The 25,106-nt window shown below is 30.6% G+C and carries 26 protein-coding genes; 20 read left to right on the plus strand and 6 right to left on the minus strand.

All coding sequences use genetic code 11. The features are described 5' to 3' along the window. Positions 1–168 precede the first annotated feature (168 nt). The 9 genes from cas6 to F553_RS0103425 all read left to right on the plus strand — a co-directional run bounded on the left by cas6 (position 169) and on the right by F553_RS0103425 (position 10,042). Positions 169–873 (plus strand): CRISPR-associated endoribonuclease Cas6, encoded by a 705-nt coding sequence (cas6, locus tag F553_RS0103385; protein ID WP_018999001.1) that lies wholly within the window; start codon positions 169–171, stop codon positions 871–873. 167 nt (positions 874–1,040) lie between these two features. Continuing rightward, entirely contained in the window at positions 1,041–1,481 is a 441-nt protein-coding gene (locus F553_RS0103390; protein ID WP_008538123.1) for an FHA domain-containing protein, read from the plus strand. Between the two features lie 5 nt (positions 1,482–1,486). Next, on the plus strand, positions 1,487–2,194 hold the full coding sequence (locus F553_RS0103395) for a Stp1/IreP family PP2C-type Ser/Thr phosphatase (RefSeq protein WP_018999002.1): 708 nt from the start codon (positions 1,487–1,489) through the stop codon (positions 2,192–2,194). After that, complete coding sequence (locus F553_RS0103400) at positions 2,191–3,435, plus strand: FtsW/RodA/SpoVE family cell cycle protein (RefSeq protein WP_018999003.1); 1,245 nt, start codon at positions 2,191–2,193, stop codon at positions 3,433–3,435. Before F553_RS0103395 ends, F553_RS0103400 begins: the two co-directional genes overlap by 4 nt. Before the next feature lie 2 nt (positions 3,436–3,437). Beyond that, positions 3,438–4,859 (plus strand): peptidoglycan D,D-transpeptidase FtsI family protein, encoded by a 1,422-nt coding sequence (locus F553_RS0103405; RefSeq protein ID WP_018999004.1) that lies wholly within the window; start codon positions 3,438–3,440, stop codon positions 4,857–4,859. A gap of 1 nt (position 4,860) precedes the next feature. Continuing rightward, positions 4,861–6,669 (plus strand): Stk1 family PASTA domain-containing Ser/Thr kinase, encoded by a 1,809-nt coding sequence (pknB, locus tag F553_RS0103410; protein ID WP_018999005.1) that lies wholly within the window; start codon positions 4,861–4,863, stop codon positions 6,667–6,669. Positions 6,670–6,721: 52 nt separating this feature from the next. Further along, entirely contained in the window at positions 6,722–7,447 is a 726-nt protein-coding gene (queC, locus tag F553_RS0103415; RefSeq protein WP_018999006.1) for a 7-cyano-7-deazaguanine synthase QueC, read from the plus strand. A 4-nt stretch (positions 7,448–7,451) separates the two neighbouring features. After that, positions 7,452–8,240: a GTP cyclohydrolase FolE2 gene (folE2, locus tag F553_RS0103420; protein ID WP_008538116.1), complete on the plus strand. Its 789-nt coding sequence runs from the start codon at positions 7,452–7,454 to the stop codon at positions 8,238–8,240. 155 nt (positions 8,241–8,395) lie between these two features. Then, positions 8,396–10,042: a glycoside hydrolase family 36 protein gene (locus tag F553_RS0103425; protein WP_018999007.1), complete on the plus strand. Its 1,647-nt coding sequence runs from the start codon at positions 8,396–8,398 to the stop codon at positions 10,040–10,042. A 1-nt stretch (position 10,043) separates the two neighbouring features. Here the strand turns inward: F553_RS0103425 and F553_RS0103430 are convergent, their stop codons facing one another. After that, positions 10,044–10,889 (minus strand): AraC family transcriptional regulator, encoded by an 846-nt coding sequence (locus F553_RS0103430; RefSeq protein WP_018999008.1) that lies wholly within the window; start codon positions 10,887–10,889, stop codon positions 10,044–10,046. A gap of 181 nt (positions 10,890–11,070) precedes the next feature. On the opposite strand from F553_RS0103430, the gene F553_RS0103435 reads away from it, so the two are divergent. From F553_RS0103435 to F553_RS0103475, 9 genes are all read left to right on the plus strand, one after another. Further along, entirely contained in the window at positions 11,071–11,934 is an 864-nt protein-coding gene (locus F553_RS0103435; protein WP_018999009.1) for a PHP domain-containing protein, read from the plus strand. Between the two features lie 154 nt (positions 11,935–12,088). After that, on the plus strand, positions 12,089–12,250 hold the full coding sequence (rd, locus tag F553_RS0103440) for a rubredoxin (RefSeq protein WP_008538112.1): 162 nt from the start codon (positions 12,089–12,091) through the stop codon (positions 12,248–12,250). A 91-nt stretch (positions 12,251–12,341) separates the two neighbouring features. Next, positions 12,342–13,127 carry a metal ABC transporter ATP-binding protein gene (locus F553_RS0103445; RefSeq protein WP_018999010.1) on the plus strand — a complete coding sequence of 262 codons (786 nt, stop codon included), beginning with the start codon at positions 12,342–12,344 and terminating at the stop codon, positions 13,125–13,127. Further along, on the plus strand, positions 13,127–13,972 hold the full coding sequence (locus F553_RS0103450) for a metal ABC transporter permease (RefSeq protein ID WP_018999011.1): 846 nt from the start codon (positions 13,127–13,129) through the stop codon (positions 13,970–13,972). The genes F553_RS0103445 and F553_RS0103450 overlap by 1 nt, the downstream gene beginning before the upstream one ends. 93 nt (positions 13,973–14,065) lie before the next feature. After that, positions 14,066–14,704, plus strand: a complete 639-nt coding sequence (gene nth / locus F553_RS0103455) for an endonuclease III (protein WP_008538108.1) — start codon at positions 14,066–14,068, stop codon at positions 14,702–14,704. A gap of 26 nt (positions 14,705–14,730) precedes the next feature. Then, positions 14,731–15,183 (plus strand): N-acetyltransferase, encoded by a 453-nt coding sequence (locus F553_RS0103460; protein ID WP_018999012.1) that lies wholly within the window; start codon positions 14,731–14,733, stop codon positions 15,181–15,183. A gap of 165 nt (positions 15,184–15,348) precedes the next feature. Beyond that, a complete protein-coding gene (locus F553_RS0103465) occupies positions 15,349–17,055 on the plus strand; it encodes a DUF262 domain-containing protein (RefSeq protein WP_018999013.1) in 1,707 nt (568 codons plus the stop codon). Between the two features lie 49 nt (positions 17,056–17,104). Continuing rightward, complete coding sequence (locus tag F553_RS0103470) at positions 17,105–17,287, plus strand: hypothetical protein (RefSeq protein ID WP_018999014.1); 183 nt, start codon at positions 17,105–17,107, stop codon at positions 17,285–17,287. A 67-nt stretch (positions 17,288–17,354) separates the two neighbouring features. Beyond that, a complete protein-coding gene (locus tag F553_RS0103475; RefSeq protein ID WP_018999015.1) occupies positions 17,355–18,230 on the plus strand; it encodes a DUF5131 family protein in 876 nt (291 codons plus the stop codon). 40 nt (positions 18,231–18,270) lie between these two features. Here the strand turns inward: F553_RS0103475 and F553_RS0103480 are convergent, their stop codons facing one another. Then, complete coding sequence (locus tag F553_RS0103480) at positions 18,271–18,675, minus strand: C-GCAxxG-C-C family protein (protein WP_018999016.1); 405 nt, start codon at positions 18,673–18,675, stop codon at positions 18,271–18,273. Between the two features lie 113 nt (positions 18,676–18,788). On the opposite strand from F553_RS0103480, the gene F553_RS0103485 reads away from it, so the two are divergent. Beyond that, entirely contained in the window at positions 18,789–19,535 is a 747-nt protein-coding gene (locus F553_RS0103485) for a copper homeostasis protein CutC (RefSeq protein WP_018999017.1), read from the plus strand. A 58-nt stretch (positions 19,536–19,593) separates the two neighbouring features. Next, entirely contained in the window at positions 19,594–21,507 is a 1,914-nt protein-coding gene (locus F553_RS0103490; RefSeq protein ID WP_244263931.1) for an LTA synthase family protein, read from the plus strand. A gap of 52 nt (positions 21,508–21,559) precedes the next feature. Here the strand turns inward: F553_RS0103490 and F553_RS0103495 are convergent, their stop codons facing one another. The 4 genes from F553_RS0103495 to F553_RS0103510 form a co-directional block, all read right to left on the minus strand. Then, positions 21,560–22,318 carry a DeoR/GlpR family DNA-binding transcription regulator gene (locus F553_RS0103495; protein WP_018999019.1) on the minus strand — a complete coding sequence of 253 codons (759 nt, stop codon included), beginning with the start codon at positions 22,316–22,318 and terminating at the stop codon, positions 21,560–21,562. 55 nt (positions 22,319–22,373) lie between these two features. After that, positions 22,374–23,228: a 23S rRNA (guanosine(2251)-2'-O)-methyltransferase RlmB gene (rlmB, locus tag F553_RS0103500; RefSeq protein WP_008538099.1), complete on the minus strand. Its 855-nt coding sequence runs from the start codon at positions 23,226–23,228 to the stop codon at positions 22,374–22,376. 32 nt (positions 23,229–23,260) lie between these two features. After that, positions 23,261–23,947: an FAD-dependent thymidylate synthase gene (gene thyX / locus F553_RS0103505; protein WP_026296914.1), complete on the minus strand. Its 687-nt coding sequence runs from the start codon at positions 23,945–23,947 to the stop codon at positions 23,261–23,263. A 140-nt stretch (positions 23,948–24,087) separates the two neighbouring features. Beyond that, positions 24,088–25,005 carry an NAD(P)/FAD-dependent oxidoreductase gene (locus F553_RS0103510; RefSeq protein WP_018999020.1) on the minus strand — a complete coding sequence of 306 codons (918 nt, stop codon included), beginning with the start codon at positions 25,003–25,005 and terminating at the stop codon, positions 24,088–24,090. Between the last annotated feature and the right edge of the window lie 101 nt (positions 25,006–25,106).

The following is a 25,106-nucleotide window of genomic DNA, read 5'->3' on the forward strand; positions in this document are numbered from 1 at the left end:
TAAAATATATTATAGATGAAAATAGTGATTTTATCAAGGTTTAGGGATTTTTTACAAGTGAAAAGGATTTTGAGAATTTAATGACGAATTTTTGTTATGATTATTGATATATAAATATTAAAAAAGATGAATATATCACTTGGTAAATTCAAAGAAAGGGGCATTTTGATGAAAGTTTATCAAATACGCATAAAATTATATTTATTAAAGGATATCATGGCACAATATGTGCAAATCATGTTGACTAGATTTATTGATAAAAGTTTATTTGCAAAAGAAAATCTAGGAAAATTACATAATACAAATACATATAAAAATTATTGCTATGATTTATTATCGCCATTGGAAAAAGATAAAATCTATAAAAAAGGCAAGATATATACTTTGACCATCAGAACTATTGATGAGGATATGGCAGAATTTTTCTATGAAGTTTGTCCAAATATAAATACTAGAGAATTTAAAGGTCTGACAGCAGAAAAAAGAGTTTTGCCACGAAAAATAATAGAGTTTATCTATACTTTGACACCAATGATAATTAAGGCAGAAAATGGTTATTGGAAAAATTGCATGAGTCAAGAAGAATTTGAACAGCGATTTATCATTAATTTAGCTAAGAAAATAAATAATTTTAAAGGTGATATAAATGATAAAGATGAAATAAATATGGAAAAATTTTATTCCACTATAGAATTTTTAAATAAAACACCTGTGCCAATGAAATATAAAAATATAAAACTTCTCGGCGATAAAGTGCGTCTTGCTGTCTTGGATGATGAAAAATCTCAAGAAATGGCATATTTATCTTTAGGCGTGGGCTTAGGTGAGATGAATTCACGAGGAGCAGGTTTTGTGAATTATCGTTGGCTATAAATTTAAACTAGATGATTGAGGAAAAAACTTGATTGTCTAGTTTTTTTATAGAAAGATTTATATATATAATTAGGAAAAAACTTTATTATAATAATGGTTTTGAAGTTGCTTTATCTAGGATTTATGCCTATAATAAAGTATTGATATATCTTTGATGAGGTGGTCAAATGGCAAGTAAAGCTTTTTTAGTAGCACTACAGTATGGAATGCTTCTTTGTATCTGTGGTTATATTTTTGTAACTGTAAAATCCATGTTCAAAGATTTGAAAAGCACTTCCAGCTTAAAGCCAGTGAAAGAAGAATCTGCACAAAATGAAGTGGCTTTAATAGTGCTAGAAGCAGCAGATCCTAAATTGGCTAATAAGAAAATATCTTTTTCTGGTCAAATCTCTATCGGTAGAGGTAAAGAAAATGATATTGTATTAGATGATATTTACGTATCACATCATCATGCTGTTATTAGTCCAGTTCGCAATCTTTATCAGATTGAGGATTTACAAAGTCGAAATCACACCTATATAAATGGTAATATTCTTAATGGCAAAGAATTTTTACAAAATGGTGATGTTATAAAAATAGGTTGTGTATCATTCCGTTTTGAGAGGTGAGAGCTATGATAATTACTCATGCTACTGATATTGGTTGTGTACGTACTACAAATGAAGATAGTTATCTTTGTATTGAACCACATATTTATGCAGTTGCAGATGGCATGGGAGGACATGCAGCTGGAGAGATTGCCAGTCGCATAATGGTGGATACTATAAAATTTCATTTGGAGAATAAAAATCCTGATGAATGTAGTGAAGAATGTTTAAAATCTGTTGTCTTAGAAGCGAATAAACAAATTATGAAAGCTTCTAGTGAAAATCCTGATTATAATGGCATGGGGACTACGATTAGTCTATTTTATGTTCATTATGGCTATGCCACATGGGCTCATGTAGGTGATAGCAGAATTTACTTATTGCGCAATGGTCAAATTTATCAATTGACAAATGACCATTCTTTGGTGAATGAATTATTAAAACAAAATAAAATCACAGCACAGGAAGCTGAAAATTATCCACATAAGAATATTTTAACAAGAGCAGCTGGTGTTTCTGTGAATTTAAATGTAGATACAGGTTATTGTGATATTTTACAAGCAGATAAATTCCTTATTTGCTCTGATGGCCTTACAAATATGATAGATAATGAGGAGCTAAAAAATATCTGTTATGATAGTAATATAAAAGATAAAGCTCAACATTTAGTACAAAGAGCAATTAATTATGGTGGAAAAGACAATATTACATGTATCGTGGTGGAAATATCATGATAAAAAAGGGATATATTACATTAGTATTTTCAATTTTATTATTATTTTTGGGTACATTATTAATCAATATCAAAAATAATACTTTGACTAATGAAGCATTTATTCCAGCTGGAATATTATCTGTTATTTTTATCGTAGTACAGATAATAAGCGTCAGATTGCGAAAAAATGCGGATAATTATTTATTATCATTAGTTATGTTTATGTCGAGTATCAGTGCTATCATGATTTTGCGATTGAAGCCAGATTTATATATGCATCAGATAGTATGGATATGTATAGGGCTTATTGTATTTTTGATAATTGTAACAGTATCTGATAGGTTGTTAGAATTATTGGATTATCCTTATGTACTAGGATTTGGAGCTTTGATAATTATTTGTTCTGTACTTATATTTGGGACAGATATCGGTGGTAACCGCAACTGGATTATCTTAGGGCCTATTCAAGTACAGCCTTCAGAATTTGCGAAATTATTGATTATAGCCTTTTTATCTTCGTTTTTATCCGAAAATAAAAATGTCTTAGTATTGCCTAGCCGTGGCTGGAAATTCATTCATTTACCGCCATTTAGATTTTTGGCTCCATTGTTATTGATATGGAGTGCATCAATTTTGATGTTTGTAAGTCTTCGAGATTTAGGCTCAGCATTATTATTTTTTGGCATAGTTGTCATCATGACTTATGTGGCTACAGGTAAAAAATTATATGTAGCGATAGCATTATTTTTCTTTTCATTATCTTCATATATAAGTTATTTATTGTTTGCTCACGTGCAAACTCGTGTAGCTATTTGGTTACATCCTTGGGACGACCCGATGGGCAGTGCTTATCAAATAGTACAATCATTATTTGCTTTTGGTTATGGCGGAGTTTTCGGCACAGGATATACATCTGGCTTTCCTCGTTTAATACCAGAAGTTCATACTGATTTTATTTTTGCTGCTATTGGAGAAGAATTTGGTTTAATAGGTGTAACCTTTTTATTGTTGGCATATTTATTATTATTTATGCGAGGCATAAAAGCTGCTTTACTTTTGACTAATGAAAAATATAAATTGATGGCATTTGGCTTAGCTATAACTTTATTATTACAGACATTCATCATATTAGCTGGTGTAACTAAGCTGTTACCACTCACAGGTATTACTTTACCTTTTATTAGTTATGGTGGTAGTTCTATGGTTTCATCTTTCATTTCACTAGGGCTATTATATGCTCTCAGTAGTAAGGAGAGATAAGTTTGCATAGACAAAATAGTATAGATAAACATATATATACAATCGTAAAAGTATTTATTGGCTTATTTGCAATAATCTTTATTAATCTAGCATATATTCAAATATATCAAGCTGAAGATTTATTAAAAGATAGTCATAATTCACATGTAGCAGAAAAAGCATTACAAGTACAACGTGGTAAAATTTTAGATAGAAATGGCGTGGTGCTTGCAGATACTACAGTGGAAAAAGATGGATTTAAAAGGGTATATCCTTATGGCGAGATTTTCGCTTCGCCAATTGGTTATGTAAGTGATAAATTAGGTTATGCTGGCATAGAAAGTACGCAAAATACTTATCTTGCTGGTAATAATTTAGTATTACATGCATTAGGGCCTATTTCTCAAATTTTTGAACAAAATGTGGGCAATGATGTTCATTTAACACTCAATGCAGATTATCAACAAGCAGCTTATGAAGCTTTAGGTAATCGTAAAGGAGCAGTTGTAGTTTTAAATCGTAAAACTGGTGAAGTATTAGCAATGGTTAGTAGACCAATGTTTAATCCAAATACAATTGATGAAGACTGGGATAATCTTCGTGTAGATGAAAATAGTCCTTTATTAAATCGTGCCAGTCAAGGTTTATATCCACCAGGTTCAGTAATCAAGCCTATGATAGGTGATGGTGTATTGACAAGTGGAGTAGCAACTACAGATACTGTGGTTAATTGTACAGGGGCTTTGCAATTAAGCGGAGGATATTCTCTATCAGATAGTAGTGGAGAAGTTCACGGTGGTGTGAATTTAGCCAAAGCTATAGAAGAATCTTGTAATAGTTATTTTGGTACAATGGGTATACGTTTAGGTAGTGATGGTTTAAAAGAAACTTTCTCTCGTTTTGGTTATGACCAAGAACTTGATACAGATTTCATCAATAATAAACCACAATTACCTGATTTTGATAATTTAAGTGATGGAGAACTTGCTCAAGTAGGTATTGGGCAATCTACTTTACTCGTAACACCGCTTCGCATGGCTATGTTAGCTGGAAGTATAGGGAATGAAGGTATCATGATGAAACCTTTCGTAGTAAATGCCATTACAGCTCCAGATAATAGTATTTTAGAACAACATCAACCAATGACTTGGCGACAAGTATCTTCACCAGAAACAATAAATATCATCTATGAAGATATGAAAAATGTTATTAATCATGGTACAGGTACAAGAGCCAAAGTTCCTGGTATTGAAATGATAGGTAAAACAGGTACTGCTGAAAATTCTACAGGCAAAGATCACGCTTGGTTTATTGGTTGTGCAAATATGCCAAATGAAGATATTGCATTTGCTGTTATCGTAGAAAATAGCGGATTTGGTGGTAGTGAGGCTGCACCTATTATAAAAAATATACTCACAAGTATTTTAGCAAAGGAAGGGAAGTAAAATGTCTACGCTCTTAGACAATCGTTATGAATTAATTGAACGTATAGGCGACGGTGGTATGGCAGAAGTTTATCGTGCTCATGATAAGATGTTAGACCGTTTCGTGGCTGTTAAAATTTTACATCCGCAATTTACAAGTGATGAATCATTTGTAACAAGATTTCGTCGTGAAGCTCAAGGAGCTGCTAAATTATCACATCCGAATATTGTTAGTATTTATGATGTAGGCTCTTGTGATGGTAAATACTATATAGTAATGGAATATATAAAAGGAGAAACTTTAAAAGATAAAATAAATCGTGAAGCTCCTTTGCCAATAGATGTAACACTTAAAATTGTACAGGAAATAGCAGAAGCTTTAGAAAATGCCCATGCAAACCATCTTGTACATTGTGATATTAAACCGCATAATATTTTAATCAATGAAGCAGGTCATGTAAAAGTAGCTGATTTTGGTATAGCTAGAGCTACATCATCATCAACAATAACATATACAGGTACAATTGTAGGTTCTGTACATTATTTTTCTCCAGAACAAGCAAAAGGTCATACTATTAGCCCTAAATCAGATATTTATTCTTTAGGTGTAGTAATGTATGAAATGCTTACAGGTAAAGTTCCTTTTACAGGAGAAACTGCTGTCAGTATTGCGATAAAACATCTTCAAGAACCACCAATTCCACCACATGAATTGCGTCCAGATATACCAGCAATTGTTGAAGCTATAGTATTAAAAGCAATGGATAAAAATCCAGATAATCGTTTCTCTAGTACAGAAATGATTAAAGAAATTGAGCAGGCAAAAAGAAAACCATTTGCAAAGGTTAATGTATCAACAGAAGATCCTTTTGCAACAAGAGTGCTTACTAGTGAAGAAATAGAACAATTACAAAATATTGAACCTAAGAAAACTACAGTAACACCAAATTATAGTCAGCCTGTATATCAAGAAAATAAGGCAGAGCCTCAGAGAAAATCAAAGAATTCCTTTAATAAAACATTTATTATGGGCTTGATTTTTATTCTAGTATTAGGTTTTGGTGTAGGTGCATTTTTATCCTATGGTGATTTTTGGAGCAGTAAAACTGTAGAAGTTCCAAATGTAGTAGGTATGAGTCAAGCACAGGCTGAAGAAACTTTGAAAGCAGAAAACTTGCGTGTAGAAATAGCAGAAACTTTTGATGAATCAGTGCCAGTAGGAAAAGTTGCTTCACAAACTCCAGAAGCTGGTAAAACTGTAAAAGAATCTCGCTTAGTTACTATTTATATAAGTAAAGGCGGAGAAGAAATCAATATGATTAATTTAGTAGGTTTGAGCCAAAGTGAAGCAGAAAATCAACTTGCTAAATTGAAATTGAAGATTGGTCAAGTTACAGCAGAGTATTCTGATAAACCAAGTGGAACAGTATTAAAACAATCTATATCTGCTAATAATAAAGTTAAAAAAGGTGCTAATATAGATATTGTAGTAAGTAAAGGTAAAGAAGTTAAAAAAGTATCTGTACCAAATGTAGTTGGACAATCTGTAGATTCTGCAAGAGCTACTCTAGAAGCACAAGGATTTAATGTAAGTGCAAGTGCTTCATCTGGTAGTGTAACAGCACAAAGTGTATCAGCTGGTTCTCAAGTAGAAACAGGTACTACTATTGAATTGACTGTATCTTCTGGTAGTGCAGATAGACATGAAAATAGCACAAATACAAATGTACCAGATAAAAATGAACAAACAAATACTACTAATACAGGAACAACTAATACAACAACACCAGAAAAACCAGCGATAGAAGTTCCACAAAGACAAAGAGATTAGTATAATAGAATTAAATTAGTTTTATGAAATAAATATTAAAGGAGGATTTTTAATGAATGCTGTTATTTTATTATCAGGTGGATTAGATTCTACAACTTGTATGGCAGTGGCAAAACAACAAGGATATGATTTATATCCTATAAGTTTTAACTATCATCAACGTAATAAAATTGAATTAGAAGGTGCTAAGGAAATTGCTAAATTCTTTGGTGCTAAAAGACATTTAATTATTGATACAAATATGAATGCTATTGGCGGTTCAGCTCTAACTGATGAAAATATAAAAGTTCCAGAAGGTAATGTTGAGAGAAAAGATAATGATGTTCCAGTAACATATGTACCATCAAGAAATTTGATTTTCTTAAGCTATGCTTTAGGTTATGCTGAAGTAGTAAAAGCTGATGCTATCTTTATCGGTGTAAATGCAGTTGATTTTTCTGGATATCCTGATTGTAGACCAGAATTTATTCAAAAATTCCAGGATATGGCAGATTATGCTTGCAAAACTACAGCTGTTGACGGCAAAAAAATAAAGATTGTAACACCGCTACAGACTTTATCTAAAAAAGAAATTATTCAATTAGGTACAAAATTAGGAGCACCGTATCATTTAACTCGCAGTTGCTATAATGGTAGAGAAAAAGCTTGTGGTGTTTGCGATAGCTGTAAACTTCGTTTAAGAGGTTTTGCTGAAGCAGGAATAAAAGACCCTATAGCTTATGAAAAAAATTATAATGATGTAACTAAAAATCATATTGCTTATGAAAACGGAGAGTGAAAATTTGCAAGATGTACAAAATAGAGTAGATAAACGAGGTATTGCCATTCAACGAGTGGGCATTAGTGATGTTTATTTACCATTACAAATAAAGCAAGAACAGCATAGCCAGCCAGTTATGGCTAGATTAAAATTTACTGTGGATTTGCCTATGGAATATAAAGGTACACATATGAGCCGTTTTCAAGAAATTTTGACGAAATGGCATACCAATCCTATTGGGCAAGCTGAAATAGGCAATATTTTAGATGAAGCTATCACTAAATTAAGTTCTAATTCAGCACATTTGTCTATGAGTTTTAAATATTTTATAGAAAAAACTGCTCCAGTTAGTGGTAAAAAATCTTTATTGGATTTAGATTGCAAAGTAAGTGCTGTAAAAACAGCTAGTAAAAATTCTATGCCATTTACACTAGCTATAAAAATACCAGTAACATCTCTTTGTCCATGCAGTAAAGAAATCTCGGCATATGGGGCACATAATCAACGCAGTATTATTTCTGTAAAAATAAATTATGATGGCAAAAAAACAGCTATAAATATTAAAGATATTGTAAGCTTGATAGAAGCACAAGCTTCTTGTCCATTATATCCATTATTAAAACGTGAAGATGAAAAATATGTAACAGAAAAAGCATATGAAAATCCGAAGTTTGTAGAAGATATTTTACGTGATTGTGTTTTAGCACTTAGAACATTAGATGATATTCATTACTTCTCTGTGGAATGTGAAAACTTTGAGTCCATTCATAATCATAATGCTTATGCTAGTCATGTAGAATATTTAAAATAAAAATCAAAGCCTAGATTATAGTTTTATAGTCTAGGCTATTTTTTATAAAAGACATTTAGCAATGTTTATAATTTATGTAATCATGGTATTTTGGGCTTTTAAAGTATATAATTTTCTCATAATTGATAATAAAACAAAAATTATGAGGTGAGTTTATGTTAAAGAATATATTGAAAGTAAATAGACCGGATTTTATTGAGTTGACTACAGAAACAAAAACTGTAACTGCTAAATGGGAAAATGATGATTATAATTTAGATGATATAAATGTTAAGCTAAATCAGGATAATGAACATTTAGCTATTTTTCTTACTGCTCAAACTTCAAAAGTGAAATGGATAAAATTGAGATGGAATAATTTGAGTTGGGATAAAAATGTTCGTTTTTTAGGTGATGCATGGGAACGTGGATATGGTGATATGGAATGGAAAGGTATGAACCCTAATCGTTTTATGCCATGGTATTTCTGTGCTAAAAGTGAAGCAAAATCTGTTTGTTATGGGGTAAAAGTAAGACCTTCAGCAATGTGTTTTTGGCAAGTGGATTCTTTAGGTATGACTTTATTTTTAGATGTTCGTTGTGGTGGTAGCGGTGTAAATCTAAAAGGTAGAGTGATTAAGCTTGCTGATGTTATAGCTTGTGAAATGCGTGATTGCACTAGTTTTGAAGCTATGCAAGAATTTTGCGGTCAGATGTGTGAAGACCCAATTTTGCCTAAATATCCTGTTTATGGTAGCAATAACTGGTATTATGCTTATGGCAAAAGTTCAGAAAGTGAAATTCTAGCTGATTGTGATTATATTTTAAATTTAACAAAAGATATAGAAAATAAACCATATATGGTTATTGATGATTGTTGGCAAGAACATCACCGTTTAAATGAATATAATGGTGGCCCATGGACAAAAGGAAATGAAAAATTCCCTGATATGAAAGCTTTAGCTGAGAAATTAGTACAAAAAGGCGTGCGTCCAGGTATTTGGGTGAGATTATTATTAAATGAAGATGAAAATATAAAAAATGAGTGGAGATTATCACACAATAATTGTATTGACCCAACTAATCCAGAAGCACTTAATTATATTAAAGAAGATATCAAGAGAATTTGTAATTGGGGATATACTTTAATCAAACATGATTTTTCTACTTTTGATTTATTTGGCAAATGGGGCTTTCAAATGAGTCCACTTGTAACAGATGATGGTTGGCATTTTTATGATGATAGTTTGACAAGTGCCGAAGTGGTGAAATTATTATATAAAGCTATTTTAGATGCAAGTGTGGAAGCTTCAAACGGAGAGACTTTGATACTTGGCTGTAATACTATAGGTCATTTAGGTGCAGGTTATATGCATATTAATCGTACTGGTGATGATACAAGTGGTGTTATTTGGGAAAGAACTAGATTTATGGGTGTGAATACGTTAGCTTTTCGTTTACCACAGCATGGCAAATTCTATGAAATTGATGCTGATTGTGTAGGTATTGATGGCGGTATTTCATGGTCAATGAATAAACAATGGGCAGATGTATTAGCGCAAAGTGGAACACCTTTATTTATTTCTGTTAGACCAAATATTTTAGATGAAACAGAAAAACAAGAATTACATGAGATTTTAAAAGTAGCATCTAAGCAAGAACATCATGTAATTCCTGTTGATTGGGAAGAAACTACTTGCCCAGAGCATTGGCAGGATAAAGACCATGATATAGATTGCAAATATCAATGGTTTGAAGAAACTGGTTTGAAATTTAATCCAAATTCAATACGTTATCAAACTTTTTTAGCTATGGTTGAATGATTTAATATTTTACTAAATCGTTTGGTTGGAGATAGTGTTGACGATATTCTCGTGGAGAGATATTCGTAACTTGTTTAAATGCACGTGAAAAAGCAAAAGCATTTTTATAGCCACATGATAAAGCTACGCTATAAATAGGAATTTTCGTTTTGCTTAAAAGTTCACGTGCATTTGCTATTTTAGCATTAGTTAAAAATTGCTGTGGCGAAGTATTTAATTCTTGTTTAAATAATGCATATAAATGACTTCTGCTGATATTGAGATATCTAGCGATATCATTTACACTTAGATTAGTAAAAGTATTTTTTTCAATATATTCAATCGCTTTAGTTACATAAAAACTATTATTTAATTCAACCTTGTTATAAACACTTTGTAAAGCCTCATGAAGTTTGGCAAAAATGAGATATAATTTACTTTGTAGATAACATTCATTGGCAGGTGTTAGTTGATGATAAGAGAGCATTTCTTTGATTATTTCATAGATGGTTTGATTGCAAGATAGATTGATAATGGGATTATCCGTATTTAAATTTGATTGTTTAAGTAGGTGGGGCACATAATCGCCATTGAAACAAATCCATGTATAAGTCCATGGGTTTGTAGGTTCTGCTTTATATAAAGTTACTGTTCCAGGTTCTGTGAGAAAACATTGATTTTCATTTAATTTATAATGTTTATTATTTAAATAATAATGACCTTGACCTTGCAAGATAAAATGAAGCATATAATAATTGCGAACAGCTGGTCCATAAGAATGTGTAGCACCACATTTTTCCCAGCCACAGGATACTAAATATAAATCTTTAGAACTAGTTTTATATTCCATAATTGCAACATCAGCCATAAGTACACCTCATTTTTAAAATATATTTATATTATTTATCCTAAAGTTAACAAGAGATGATGTCAATTAAAAGAATTGGGAAAATATTTTATTTAATTGGCTTTAATTATAATGAAAATAAGTGTAAGATTAATAATATGATTAATTTTTGTAAATAAAATATATAAGGGAGGACAATAATGTGATTGATTTGCATGTACATTCTACAATGTCTGATGGAACGTATACTCCTAGTCAATTGATAAAATTGGCTAAAGATAAAGGATTAAAGGCTATAGCTTTGACTGACCATGATACTATATATGGTAATAAAGAAGCTCGTGAGGCTGCTAAAAAATATGATATGGAATTTATTCATGGTATGGAATTAAGTTTAAATTATAATAATCATCAAATTCACGTAGTAGCTTTAGGTTTTGATGAAGAAAGTAAAGCGTTTAAAGATTTTTATCATGAATTAAGACAGAAAAAACAATCGTCTATAGTATCTGTTATTGATTATTTACAAAAACAAGGATTAGACATTTCGGTAGAAAAAGTAGAACCTTTTATAGCTGGTGGTGCATTAGATAAATATGCTATTTTACGCTATTTAGTATCTGATAAATCAAAAGCAGGAGATATTCAGTATTTATGGGATAGATATATTGATCCTGCTTTTAATAATTTGAATTTGAAGATAACAGAAAATCCAAAGGCAGAAGATGCAATCCAAGCTATGAAAAAAGCTGGGGCTGTTACATCTTTAGCTCATTTTCATAAAAAGATAGGTTTTAAAAATTATACAAGAGAAGAACAAGAAGCAAATATAAAGTATTTACATGAAATTGGTTTAGATGGTATGGAAGCATATTATCCAAATTATAGTGAAGATGATGAAAAATTTGCTCATTATTTGATTGAAAAATATAGTTTAGTGCCAACTGGTGGTACTGATTTTCATGGTGCTAATCGACCATCTGTAGATTTAGGCAGTGGTACAAATAATAATTTAGATGTACCATATGAATTTTATCAAAATATTTGTAAGTTAATAAAGCGTTAGTTTTAATAAATATTTAAAATATAATTATTTGTGGATAATAATTAATATTAATAGTTGACAAAGAGAAGTATTAATTATATTATATAAATATAATATGAAATGAATTTAGTATATAAAAGCTAAGACAAATAAAATATATTGGAGGCTATTAATTATGAAAAAATGGGTTTGTACTGTATGCGGTTGGGTTTATGATGAAGAACTTGGAGATCAAGATTATGATTTAGCTCCTGGTGTAGCTTTTGAAGATTTACCAGAAGATTTTGTATGCCCATTATGCGGTGTTGGTAAAGACCAATTTGAAGAAGAAGCTTAATTAAATTTTATAAAATTAAGACATTAACGCAGTATTGCCAATTTTTTAGTTGGTATACTGCGTTATTTAGTTTATCTAGTGAGGTGTAATTTTGTTTAAAAGAAAATATCATCATAATGCTTCATCAGAAGATTGTAATAAACTTTGTTGTACCAAAATAGAAAATTTTTCAGCTCATGCTGGAGATACAGAAATATTTACAGATGTGAATATGCATATTCATTGTGGACAATTAACAGCTTTAATCGGGCCAAATGGAGCAGGAAAATCTACATTATTAAAATGTATTTTAGGGCAAGTACCTCATAGTGGGAAATTACATTATGTAGATGCTAAAGGAAAACATACAGGAAATCCTATTATAGGTTATGTACCACAGTATTTGCGTTTTGACCGTACTTCGCCTACTAGTGTAATGGATTTTTTTGCAGCCTGTTTATCAAAATATCCTGTATGGCTCTGTAGTATGAAAAAATTAAGACCAAAAGTTTTAGAAAGTTTGCGTAGGGTAAAAGCTGAACATTTAATTGATAGAAGATTAGGAGCTTTATCTGGCGGTGAAATGCAACGTGTATTATTATCTCTAGCTTTAAATCCAATGCCAGATTTATTATTGTTAGATGAGCCAGTATCTGGGGTAGATCACAATGGTTTGAAATTATTCTATGAGATTGTATCCGAGCTTAGAGAAAAAGAAGATATGGCAATTGTTTTGATATCACATGATTTACCACTTGTAGCTCAATATGCTGACCAAGTTGTTTTGTTGAATAAAAAAGTGATTTGTAAAGGAACACCACAAGAAGTATTCAATCGTAAAGAAACAAAAGCATTATTTGGTAATATTGTAGCTCCATTAGAAGAGGAGGCAGAATAATGTTAGATATTATTTATAATGGTTTAGATGTGATTTTGCCTTTTGCTTGGATAAATCATGTATTTATGAAAAATGCTTTTTTGGCAGTGTTGATGATTACACCACTTTTGGGAATTTTAAGCACTATGGTTGTCAGCAATCGCATGGCATTTTTTTCTGATTCATTAGGTCATGGAGCATTTACAGGTGTTGCTGTAGGTGTATTATTAGGCAGTGGTGAGCCACTTGTTTCGTTGATTATATTTTCGATAATTTTTGCGGCTCTAATCACATATATTAAACATCGCAGTAGTGCTTCAACAGATACAATTATTGGTGTCTTTTCTTCGGCAGGTATAGCAATAGGTCTTATCTTGATGTCGCATGGCGGCAATTTTAGTAATTATACTTCATATTTTATTGGTGATATTTTAAGCATTACAGCTGATGAGCTTGTATATTTATTCATAACTTTTATTGTCGTTGTGATTGCATGGTGTTTCTTATTTAATCAGATTTTGATAATTAGTATAAATGATGGTTTTGCTGCTAGTAGAGGTATTAAGACTTTATATATTGAAATGATTTTTGCATCTATTGTAGCTGTAGTTGTTTCTATAAGTATTCAATGGGTAGGATTATTAATTATAAATTCATTGTTGATTTTGCCAGCGGCAGCGGCTAGAAATATAGCAGTTAATGCTAGACAATATCATGCTTTATCTATTTGCTTTGCTATTTGTGCAGGGCTTTTAGGTCTTGTGATTTCTTATTATGCTGATATTGCAACTGGGGCAACCATTGCTATTTTTGCGGCAATTATATTTTTTATTACATTATTTTTACGCCCATATTTTCAAAATTAATATATTTAGTTTGTAATTTTACTAGATTTAATATTTTTATTGTGATATACTTAGGTTTACAAGTTTACTTTAATGTATAAAAATGAGGTTTTTATGAAAATAACTAAAAAAATAAAAGATGAAATGTTGGAGATTTTAGAAACGACGTATAAAGATGCTAAGCCAGCTTTAATTTTTAATAACCCTTTTGAATTGTTGATTGCAGTTATATTGTCAGCACAATGTACGGATAAACGCGTGAATATAACTACAGCTCGTTTATTTGCTAAGGCAAATACTCCAGAAAAGATTTTGGAAATGGGTGTTACTGCTTTAGAAGAAGAAATACGTGATTGTGGATTATTTAGAAATAAGGCAAAGAATATAATAGCTACTTGTCATAAATTATGTAGTGATTATAATGGTGAAGTGCCTGAGCAATTCGAAGAATTATTGAAGTTGCCAGGTGTAGGAAGAAAAACGGCAAATGTTGTTTCAAGCATTGCGTTTAATCGTCCTGCTATAGCTGTGGATACACATGTATTTAGAGTATCCAATCGTTTGAAATTAGCTGTAGGTAATACACCTGATGAGGTAGAAAAAGGATTGCAAAAGGCAATACCGATGGAAAAATGGTCAGATGCACATCATTGGCTTATTTGGCATGGTCGTAAACTTTGTAGAGCAAGAAATCCTCTATGTGGTGATTGTCCACTTAAAGATATTTGCCCTTCTGCATTATTGCAAGCTTGATATAATTATATTGAGGAGATGTTTTAATGATTTATCGCAAGGCTACATTTAACGATGTTGAAGAAATATATAATTTAGTAAATTTATATGCTCAAGAAGGAGTAATGTTAGCACGTTCTCGAAATACTTTATATGAAACTTTGAGAGATATGTATGTTGCTGAAGAAGATGGTGAAATACTAGGTGTGGGAGGTCTGCATATAGTTTGGGATGAATTGGCAGAAGTTCGCACTTTAGCAGTAGCTAAAAAAGCTTTACGTCGTCATATTGGTGCAAATATCGTGGAACATCTCATTGAAGAAGGAAAAGCTTTAGGTATAAGAAAAGTTTTCACATTGACATATCAAGATAAATTTTTTGGCAGTTTAGGATTTAAAGTAGTAACGAAAGATGATTTGCCACAAAAAGTTTGGAAGGATTGTATAGATTGCCCAAAATTCCCAAATTGCGACGAAATCGCCATGGAGATGTATATTTGATAGATTAAATAAAAGCTGGCTATTGAGTCAGCTTTATTTTTTTGTCTTTATAAAAATCAAGGTTTAAGCTAAAATTGAATTATAAATTGTGGATATTTGAAATTAATACATAATATAGGATTAAGATATAAAATTTTCGGTGATTTTTATATAGGAGATGATTTTTTGCAAGCAGGAGAAACAACTTTAAATAAATTATTAAATACATCTCGTCAGTTTATAGTACCTATCTTTCAAAGAAATTATAGTTGGCAAAAAAGCCAATATGAACAATTATGGTTTGATATTTTACGTGCTAGTAAATTTAAAGAAAAACAAAATCATTTTATTGGCTCTATTGTATATATTGATATGGGGACGCCAGCGGGACGACCTCAACAATTATTATTGATTGATGGTCAACAACGTTTGACGACAATTTCTATTTTATTATGTGCAATAAAAGATTATGTGCAGAAATTCAATTTAGAAACTAAGCTTATCAATTTAGCAAAGATAAAAAATCAATTTTTATATAATAGTGATGAAATAGATGAAGATAGATATAAATTATTGTTGAATGTGCAAGATAAGGAAACGTATATAAAATTAATAGATAATACAATATTTACAGTGAATAAGCCTGCTACAAATATCATTAAATGTTATGAATTTTTTTATGAACATATAGAAGATTTTATAAAACAAGATGGGCAAATTGATGAAATTTATGCAGGTATTTTTAAATTGAGTTTAGTGTCAATATCTTTGGATAAAGATAGCGATAATCCTCAGATGATTTTTGAAAGTATGAATTCTACAGGTAAAGATTTATCGCAAACGGATTTATTACGCAATTATTTATTGATGGATTTGACGCCAGAAAAGCAAACTAGATTGTATAAAACATATTGGAAACCTATGGAAGAATTATTTGGCGAAGACATTTATAAAAATGATGTAAATAAATTTGATTATTTTATCCGTGATTTTTTAACTTTAAAGAGTGATACAGGTTATATTTGTAAGATAAATAATGTATATGAGAATTTTAAGCGTTATTATTTAGATAATAATTGTGAGAAATTCGCAGTTTTGAGGGATTTATTTACTTATGCCAAATACTATGCTTGCATTGATTTATTGCAAGAAAAAGATGATGAGCTTAAACTATATTGGCAAGAATTTAAGAAACTAGATAGTCATGTAGTATATCCATTTTTATTGAAATTGTATGATGATTATAGTCGTCAGATATTGATTAAAGAAGATTTTAAAAAGATTTTGCAAGTAGTGATAAGTTATTTATGGCGTAGAGCTATTTGTGAAATACCGACAAATTCACTTAGCAAAACTTTTGCTACTTTATATCAATCTGTGGATAAAGATGATTATGTAAATAGTGTTATCAAGGCTTTTGTATTTAAATCAAGTTATAAACGATTTCCATCTGATTATGAAGTTCGAGAAAAATTGCAAACGAAGGATATATATCATTTTCGCTTGCGTAAATATTTACTAGAAGCGTTAGAAAATTATTATCATAAAGAGCCCATTGATTTAAATACAGCAAATTACACTATAGAACATATTATGCCTCAAAATATAGAACATAATCTGTTATGGCAACAAATGTTAGGCGAAGATTGGCAAGAGGTGCATAGCTTGTATTTGCATACTTTGGGCAATTTGACGATAACGGGATATAATGCAGAAATGAGCAATAAATCTTTTGTGGAAAAAGTAAATGGTGAGAGTGGATTTAAGCATAGTCATTTAAAATTAAATGAAAGCATTGCTCAATGTGATGTATGGAATAAAAAAGCTATTCAACGAAGAACAAATATATTGACGGATATAATTTTAAAAATATGGAAATATCCAGAGTTTTGAAGTGTTGTTAAGATAAGTATTTATTTAAATAAATTAATGAGGTGATTTTATGAAATATTGTCCATACTGTAATCAAATGGTTTCTCCAGTGAAAAGACCATCATGGTTTTTATTTATATTTTTATCAGTAATTACTGGTGGCAGTTGGATTTTTATCTATGCTATATATTATTTTTTGTTTAAAAAAGAACAATGCCCTATTTGCGGTGGAAAAGATTTAAGGAAGAGATAGAATATATAAGCCCTAGAAACTTTTATTTATTAGATTTTGGGGCTTATTATTTTTAGAAGGTGAAATGATGCATGACATATGGAACCCATGGCATGGTTGTTTTAAATATAGTGAGGGCTGTAAAAATTGTTATATGTATTATCTAGATAAGATAAGAGGTAATAGTGGAGCCTACATCTATAAAGTAAAGGCAAATTTTTATTATCCATTAGCTAAAAATAGACAAGGCGAATATAAGATAAAAAGTGGTGAACAAATAAGGGTTTGTATGACATCAGATTTTTTCTTAAAAGAAGCTGATGAGTGGCGAGAAGAAGCATGGAGAATAATAAAAGCTAGAAGTGATGTTATATTTATATTGATAACAAAAAGAGCAGAAAGAATAAGAGCATGTTTACCTAAAAATTGGGACGATGGTTGGGAAAATGTGTTTTTGCATGTAACTTGTGAAAATCAAAAGCGTGCAGATGAGAGAATACCAATATTATTGAATTTGCCATTTAAACATAAAGGGATAATTGTTGCTCCATTTTTGGAAAATGTAAGTATAGAAAAATATTTAAAAAATGGAGAAATTGAACAGGTAATTTGTGGCGGAGAAAATTATAATGGAGCTAGAGTTTGTAATTTCGATTGGGTGAAAAACTTGCGCCAAGAATGTGTAAAAGCAAATATTACATTTTGTTTTATGGAAACAGGAACAGTTTTTATGAAAGATAAAAAAATATATAATTTGCCCTCAAAGGAATTACAAAGTAAGATGGCTTTTAAATCTAAAATGAATTATCAAGGCAAAGAAATAGTTTTTAAATTATATGACCAATTTGGGAGATTATTAGACAAGGAAAAATTGTATAAAAGAAGTTTTAAACTAAAATGTAATGAATGTGCTAGTAAACTTATCTGTAATGGTTGTAGTGAGTGCAAGCAAGATTGTAAATAAAAAACCTAATCTCTAGAATAATTAGAGATTAGGTTTTCAATTAATGACTTTTTTCGTATTCAGTTAAAACTTGTTCAAGAATTTCAGCTGTAGCTTTTACTGTATTTAAACAATGTACTTCTTGAGAGTAATGTTTTGCTTTAATTTGACAGCAAAGTCTTGAAGAAAAATGATTTTGAAATGCTCTAACTAAGTTTAACATTATAGGCTTTAAGTGAGTAGTTTCATGAGCTCTTGTTTCAATATATTTACTTGAGATAACACATGCTGAACCACTTAAAGCTCCACATACATCACCAACATGGAAACCACCACCAAATGCGCCTGTCATTTTTAGAGCCTTTTCATCAAGATTTAAATTATAATATTCATTACCTGCACGAATAAGACTTTCTGCACAATTATAACCTTGTATGTAATATTTTTCTGCTATGTCTTTTAACATAATATGATTTTTTCTCCTTTATTAAAGATATATAATACTATATTATAACATATATTTTTAAATACTAGCAAAATAGTATATAATAAGCATATAAAATGAAGTGAGGTCGTAAAATGAATAGAATGATTGAAATTTGTTGTGGTAGTTATGAAGATGCCATAAATGCTTATAGAAGTGGAGCAAAGAGAATAGAATTAAATTCAGCTTTGCATTTAGGAGGACTTACGCCAAGTATAGCTACTTTAGAATTAATTAAAAGAAATACAGATTTAGAAGTTATTTGTATGGTAAGACCAAGAGGAGCTGGTTTTTGCTATAGTGATTTAGAAAAAAAGCAGATTTTTGCCGAAGCAAAAGCTTTATTAGAGCATGGTGCTGATGGATTAGCTTTTGGCTTTTTGACTGAAGATAGAGCGATTGATTTAGAATGTACACAAAAAATGGTAAATCTAGTACATTCCTATGGAAAGACAGCAGTATTTCATAGAGCCTTTGATTGTGTAAAAGATGAAAAAACAGCTATAAATGAATTAATAAAATTAAACATAAATAGAGTATTAACTAGTGGATTGAAAGCAACAGCTATAGAAGGCAAAGAATTGATTAGAAGTTTACAAAAAACAGTAGGAGCAAAAATAGAGATTTTAGCAGGTAGTGGTATTAATAAAGATAATGCAAAAGATTTAATAGAATATACAAAAGTAAAGCAGATACATTCATCTTGTAGGGCATGGAAAGAAGATAAAACAACTTTTGGTGATTTTGTGAATTATGCATTTGCTCAAGGTGAAAATAAAGCTTGTTATGATTATGTAGATGAAAATTTAGTGAGAAATTTAATTAAAGCTGTTAATGAATAATTTTTTATAAGTTAGGAGAATGATTTTGCAGTTAAAATGGGAGAGTTTTAATTATAATTTGAAGAGAGATTTCAAATTATTTATTTTTGTTTGGTTATATTTAAATTTATTACGTGTAATTTCATTGATAACGATGAAAAGTTATGCTGGTGATATAAATTTAAATGATATTTTGTTGACTATCTATTATGGGGCAAGAATTAGTTTAAAAACAGCAGGCGTGCTTATGCTATTTACATTTATTTTTGTTACATTAATAGGTTGGTTGATAAATAAGCATTTAGATAAATTGAGATTAGGACTATCAGCAGTATTTTTATTTATATTGAATTTTTTATTTGTAGCAAAATATTTTTATTATAGGGAATTTCATACTAATTTTAATGAAATGGTATTTAATGCTGTAAATGATGATGTAAAAGCTTTATTTTATACAATGATAGAGCAATATCATTTATTGGAAGGTACAGTAATCATTATTTTATTTACAGCTATAGTCGTATATATATTGAAAAAGTATCTTGCTTGGCAGTGGATAAAAAAATCTTTTAAATTTGAAAAAAGTTTTATATTTAAAATATCAGTTATAGTATTTACTTTAGTTTTTGCTTTATTTGTACGCTTTGGTGCTAGTTTTTCTTATGCAAAATCCATTCATTGGGAAAACTGTGCAAAGACAAAGGATACTTTTCTTAATGAGATAATTTTAGATGATATGCAAGCTATCTATCGAGGATATTCTATTAAAAAACGTATTGATAATGGCGTGATTTATGGCGTGCATAAAGAAAATATTACCCAGAATGTAGAGTTTTTAGCGAAAAATAGTGATGCTTATCGTCTGCAAAAACAAGACTTAAGTCAAATTGATAGTAATTTAGTATATCAAGCTCATGGTAATATAATTGATAAAAAACAGCATATATTTATTATAATCGGTGAAAGTTTTGCTCAATGGCCATTATTAGATAAATATGCAAATCTGCAATTAGGCGAAAATGTGCGAGCTATTATGCAAAAAGATAATGCAACATATACACATAATTTTATGCCTAATGGTGCATTTACACCTATGGCAGTAAATGCTATTATTTGTGGTTTATCTGATGTAAATATATATCCTAATCATCAATATGAGTCATATAAGCAGGTATATGCTACATCTTTTGCGCCGCAGATAAAAAAATTAGGATATAAAACACAGTTTTGGTATGCTGGTTTTAGTGGTTGGGAAAGAATAAAAGATTTTGCTTTGGCACAAGGCTTTGATGAATTTCATTGTGCATCAGATTATCAATATCCATCAGGTAATGTATGGGGCTGTGATGACGAATTTATTTTTGATAAGTTAAAGCAAGAAGTAGCTCAAAATGATGAACCTACAGTATATGTGATTTTATCTGTATCAAATCATGCGCCTTATAGTGTAGATTTAGCAAAAGCAGGTTTTCCGAAAGAAGAAGTGCGAGCTAAATTACCTGTAAATGTGCAAAATAATGAAGATTTATTAAATAAATTAGGTCATTATTGGTATACAGATAAAGTGATTGGCAATTTTGTTGAAGATATTGAAACAACATATCCTAAAGAAAATCTATTTGTAATTACTGGTGATCATGCTGATAGAACAAATATAGAAGTAAAGCCAACATTATTTAATAGATATACTGTGCCATGTGTCATTTATGGTGATGGTATTACAAAGAATATATTATCAGATGAAGTGGCTGGCGGTCATATTAATATTGGGGCAACTATATTTGAATTGATAGCGCCACAAGGTTTTGAATATTATAGTTTAGGTAAATCATTAACAAGAGGAGCAAATGTAGGCTTTAATGATAGTGTTTGGCTTAATACTGTAGATATAGGTAAATTAGATGGAAATGAACCAATAGAAGTAGAAAAAACTTTGGAAGCATATAGGACAATTTCATGGTGGAGAAGCATAAAAGGTAATTTAATTCCATAAAAAATAGCCATTTTCCAAATTTCTAAATGAGAGATAAGGAAAATGGCCATTTTTATTCAATGAGAAGACCTTTATTTTTATATTTTTCTTTTAATATTGGTGAGATATTATCATCTGTTAATAATAAATCAACATTATCTAGATTTAATACTTTTTGTTTTGAACGTTTGCCAATCTTACTAGAATCCATTATGGCAATTACTTTTTCTGAACGTTGAGATAATAATTTAATAATACCTATTTCGGACATGCGAAAATCGGTGAAGCCATCTTTATAATTTATAGCATTAATAGATAAAAAGGCAATATCAGGAAAATATTGACCAAATTCTTGTTCGCAAGTAGTACCATAAGTTGATTTTTCTTGAGAATCAATAATTTCGCCAATAGAAACAATTTTTATTGCTGGATTTTGAATTAAAATATTAATGGCTGCTAAATTATTAGTAATGACAGTAATATTATCTTTTTTAAAAACTAATTCTTGGGCTAATATAGTATTAGTTGTTCCGGAATTTAAAGCAATGATTGCATTGGGTTTAATATAAGCTAATGCTTTTCGTGCAGCTTCTCGTTTTAATTTTATATTGAGAACTTCCCTACCGGTAAAATTGGATAAAGACGGCAATGAATCAGGTAAACAAGCACCGCCACGTATACATTTTATTAGACCACTTTGTTCCATAGTTTTTAAATCACGGCGAACAGTATCAACAGAAACATTTAATAAATCTTTTAAATCATTGATTTTTACAATAGCTTGTAATTGTACTTGTTGCAAGATTAATTCTACACGTTCATTATAAAGCATGAAATAATCACCACTTAAGATAAAATAAGATTTTGCTCAAATAAATATAAATAAATTATTTTAAAGTACGTTGTTTTAAAACTTCATAAGCTAAGATAGCAGCAGCATTAGAAGCATTTAAAGAGTTTACTTTGCCACGCATTGGGATTTTGACGATGAAATCGCAAGCATTTTTTGTAAGACGGCTAACACCACGACCTTCACTGCCGATAACTAAAACGAGAGGGCCTGTCATATTAGCATCATAATAATTTTCTGTACCGTCCATGTCTGCTCCAGCTACCCAAAGACCTTTTTGTTTTAATTCTTCTAAAGTTTGTACTACATTACCAATGCGAGCTACAGGAACATATTCTAAAGCTCCAGCAGAAGTTTTAGCTACGATAGAAGATAATGGGCAACTGCGATGTTTAGGAATTAAAATACCATGAGCACCAACAGCATCAGCAGTACGTAAGATTGCACCGAGATTATGAGGGTCTTCTAATTCATCTAATAAGATGATGAATGGATCTTCATTGCGTTCTTTAGCAAGATTTAAAATATCATCAAGTTCTACATAATCAACAGGAGCTGCATAAGCTGCAATACCTTGATGACGTTGACCGCCACAGATTTGATCAAGTTTTTCAGTATTTACATTTTGTACAATGATACGACGTTCTCTAGCAAGTGTCATAATTTCAGGCATAGAACCACCATGTGCGCTATCTGCGATCAAGATGCGATTGATAGAACGACCACTTTTTAAGGCTTCACGAACAGCATTGCGACCAAGTAAGATATCTTCACTGATTTCTACTTTTTTAGGTTTAATTTGTTTTGTATCATTTATTTTTTTCTTCGGACGAGGACTTACTACAAATTTATTTTTTTTATCTTTTTTAGGTTTATTTTTTGTTGGACGCATGATAATCTCCTTTTTTATTAATATTTTATAAATTATTCTTCACGTAATTTAAGCATTTCTTTAAATTTACCACAAGTCATAGCACCTTCAGGGCAACGACCAGTGCGAACACAAGTTGCACCTGCATTTTTGAATAAAAGTGGAGCTACTTTTTTTACTTCAGCAAGCATTAAATATGCCATTTGACGAATTTCCCATTGAGCACGATTACAGCAACGAAGAGAGAAGAAGTTAAGAAGTGAACGAGCATTAAATGTTGCTAAAACTTTCGTTTCTGTAGCATTAGCTAAAACATAACGAGCATCTTCTTTAGGAACATCCATAGCTACTAATTCATCATAAGTTTGGCGAATTGTATGCATTAGATTTTCAAATTTTGCCTTAGCTTCATCATTTTCAGCGATTGATGGCGGTAAAATATATTCAAAATCATGTTCACTTACATAACGCTGAGATTGTTGAGAATAAGAAGCAATACGATGGCGTACTAATTGATGAGTGAGTACGCGAGAAATACCTTCAATGGCAAATGTAAAAGTAACATGTTCCATAGTGGAAGCATGACCCATGCTGATAATTTTTTCTACAAGTTTAGTAACTTGTTCATCAGTCATTTTTTCGGATAATTCCTCTGCACCAGCAGGAGAATAACAAAGACGAGCTGCCATAGCTACAGTACGCTCTGGTTCAGCAGTATATTTCATAAGTTTAACTTTAATCAAAGTAAAGCACTCTCCTAATATAAATTAAGTAAATTAATTATAACTAGTTTTAAAACTTTTCACAAGTAAAGTACAGTAAAAAAGAGCAATACTAATAATTTACATTTAACAATTAGTATTGCTCTTTGAGTATAGAATTAAATTTCGTTTAAATAATCTGTTACAGATTTAATAGCATTGGCACCATCAGAAGCAGCAGTTAAAACTTGACGTAAATCTTTTGTACGCAAATCACCAGCTACAAAAAATCCTTTGGCATTTGTTTTACCTGTTTCATCAGCAATAACATAACCAGCATCATCAGTATTGACAAAATCAGGTACTAATTGATTATTAGGTATCATGCCCACTGCTACGAAAATTCCATCTACAGGAATATCTACAATTTCGCCAGTCTTTTTATATTCGATTTCAATCGCAGAAACTTTTTTATCCCCTTTGATAGATTTTGGCAAAGCAGATTTTACAAATTCCACATTTGGCATAGCAAAAATTTTTTCTTGGGAATGTTTATCTCCACGCAATTCATCACGACGATGGATTAAATAAACTTTTTCACAGATTTTGGCAAGGAATAAAACATCTTCAAGAGCAGTATTTCCGCCACCGATAACAGCAGTTGTCTTATTGCGATAAAAAGCACCATCACAAGTAGCACAATAATAAACACCACGGCTTAAATATTGCTGTTCTCCAGGAACATTCAAAGTACGAGGATTAGCACCAGTAGCCAAAACGACAGATTTAGTTAAAATAGGTGCTTGACCTTCGATTTCTACAGTATATGAATTATCCTCATTTTGTTTAATAGCAGTTACAGTCGCTTCTTTAATTTCAGCACCTAATTTTTCAGCATGTTCTTGAAGTGCCATAGAAAAAGAAGCCCCATCAATATTAGGCATACCAGGATAATTATCTAAATCATTAGTAGTAACAATCTGACCACCACTATAACCAGCTTTTTCCAAAACAACATAATTCAAAGCCGCACGAGAAGCATATATAGCAGCAGCAAGACCAGCAGGACCACTGCCAATAATAACAGTATCTAACATAAAATCACCTACAATATAAAATCAATATTTCTTATAAAATAATAATTATTATCCATTAACTAAATTATAATATAAAAAACAACAAAATGTCTACAAAAATA

It is taken from the genome of Megamonas rupellensis DSM 19944 (assembly GCF_000378365.1).
Taxonomy (GTDB): domain Bacteria; phylum Bacillota; class Negativicutes; order Selenomonadales; family Selenomonadaceae; genus Megamonas; species Megamonas funiformis.

Excerpts from the sequence above, each read along its gene's own strand:
- F553_RS0103475 (WP_018999015.1), top strand. The coding sequence starts at position 17,355 with ATGCATGACATATGGAACCCATGGCATGGTTGTTTTAAATATAGTGAG.
- rlmB (WP_008538099.1), bottom strand. The coding sequence starts at position 23,228 with ATGCGTCCAACAAAAAATAAACCTAAAAAAGATAAAAAAAATAAATTT.
- F553_RS0103390 (WP_008538123.1), top strand. The coding sequence starts at position 1,041 with ATGGCAAGTAAAGCTTTTTTAGTAGCACTACAGTATGGAATGCTTCTT.
- F553_RS0103400 (WP_018999003.1), top strand. The coding sequence starts at position 2,191 with ATGATAAAAAAGGGATATATTACATTAGTATTTTCAATTTTATTATTA.
- queC (WP_018999006.1), top strand. The coding sequence starts at position 6,722 with ATGAATGCTGTTATTTTATTATCAGGTGGATTAGATTCTACAACTTGT.
- F553_RS0103425 (WP_018999007.1), top strand. The coding sequence starts at position 8,396 with ATGTTAAAGAATATATTGAAAGTAAATAGACCGGATTTTATTGAGTTG.
- F553_RS0103395 (WP_018999002.1), top strand. The coding sequence starts at position 1,487 with ATGATAATTACTCATGCTACTGATATTGGTTGTGTACGTACTACAAAT.
- F553_RS0103450 (WP_018999011.1), top strand. The coding sequence starts at position 13,127 with ATGTTAGATATTATTTATAATGGTTTAGATGTGATTTTGCCTTTTGCT.
- cas6 (WP_018999001.1), top strand. The coding sequence starts at position 169 with ATGAAAGTTTATCAAATACGCATAAAATTATATTTATTAAAGGATATC.
- rd (WP_008538112.1), top strand. The coding sequence starts at position 12,089 with ATGAAAAAATGGGTTTGTACTGTATGCGGTTGGGTTTATGATGAAGAA.
- F553_RS0103430 (WP_018999008.1), bottom strand. The coding sequence starts at position 10,889 with ATGGCTGATGTTGCAATTATGGAATATAAAACTAGTTCTAAAGATTTA.
- F553_RS0103460 (WP_018999012.1), top strand. The coding sequence starts at position 14,731 with ATGATTTATCGCAAGGCTACATTTAACGATGTTGAAGAAATATATAAT.
- nth (WP_008538108.1), top strand. The coding sequence starts at position 14,066 with ATGAAAATAACTAAAAAAATAAAAGATGAAATGTTGGAGATTTTAGAA.
- F553_RS0103485 (WP_018999017.1), top strand. The coding sequence starts at position 18,789 with ATGAATAGAATGATTGAAATTTGTTGTGGTAGTTATGAAGATGCCATA.
- F553_RS0103510 (WP_018999020.1), bottom strand. The coding sequence starts at position 25,005 with ATGTTAGATACTGTTATTATTGGCAGTGGTCCTGCTGGTCTTGCTGCT.
- pknB (WP_018999005.1), top strand. The coding sequence starts at position 4,861 with ATGTCTACGCTCTTAGACAATCGTTATGAATTAATTGAACGTATAGGC.
- F553_RS0103480 (WP_018999016.1), bottom strand. The coding sequence starts at position 18,675 with ATGTTAAAAGACATAGCAGAAAAATATTACATACAAGGTTATAATTGT.
- F553_RS0103495 (WP_018999019.1), bottom strand. The coding sequence starts at position 22,318 with ATGCTTTATAATGAACGTGTAGAATTAATCTTGCAACAAGTACAATTA.
- F553_RS0103470 (WP_018999014.1), top strand. The coding sequence starts at position 17,105 with ATGAAATATTGTCCATACTGTAATCAAATGGTTTCTCCAGTGAAAAGA.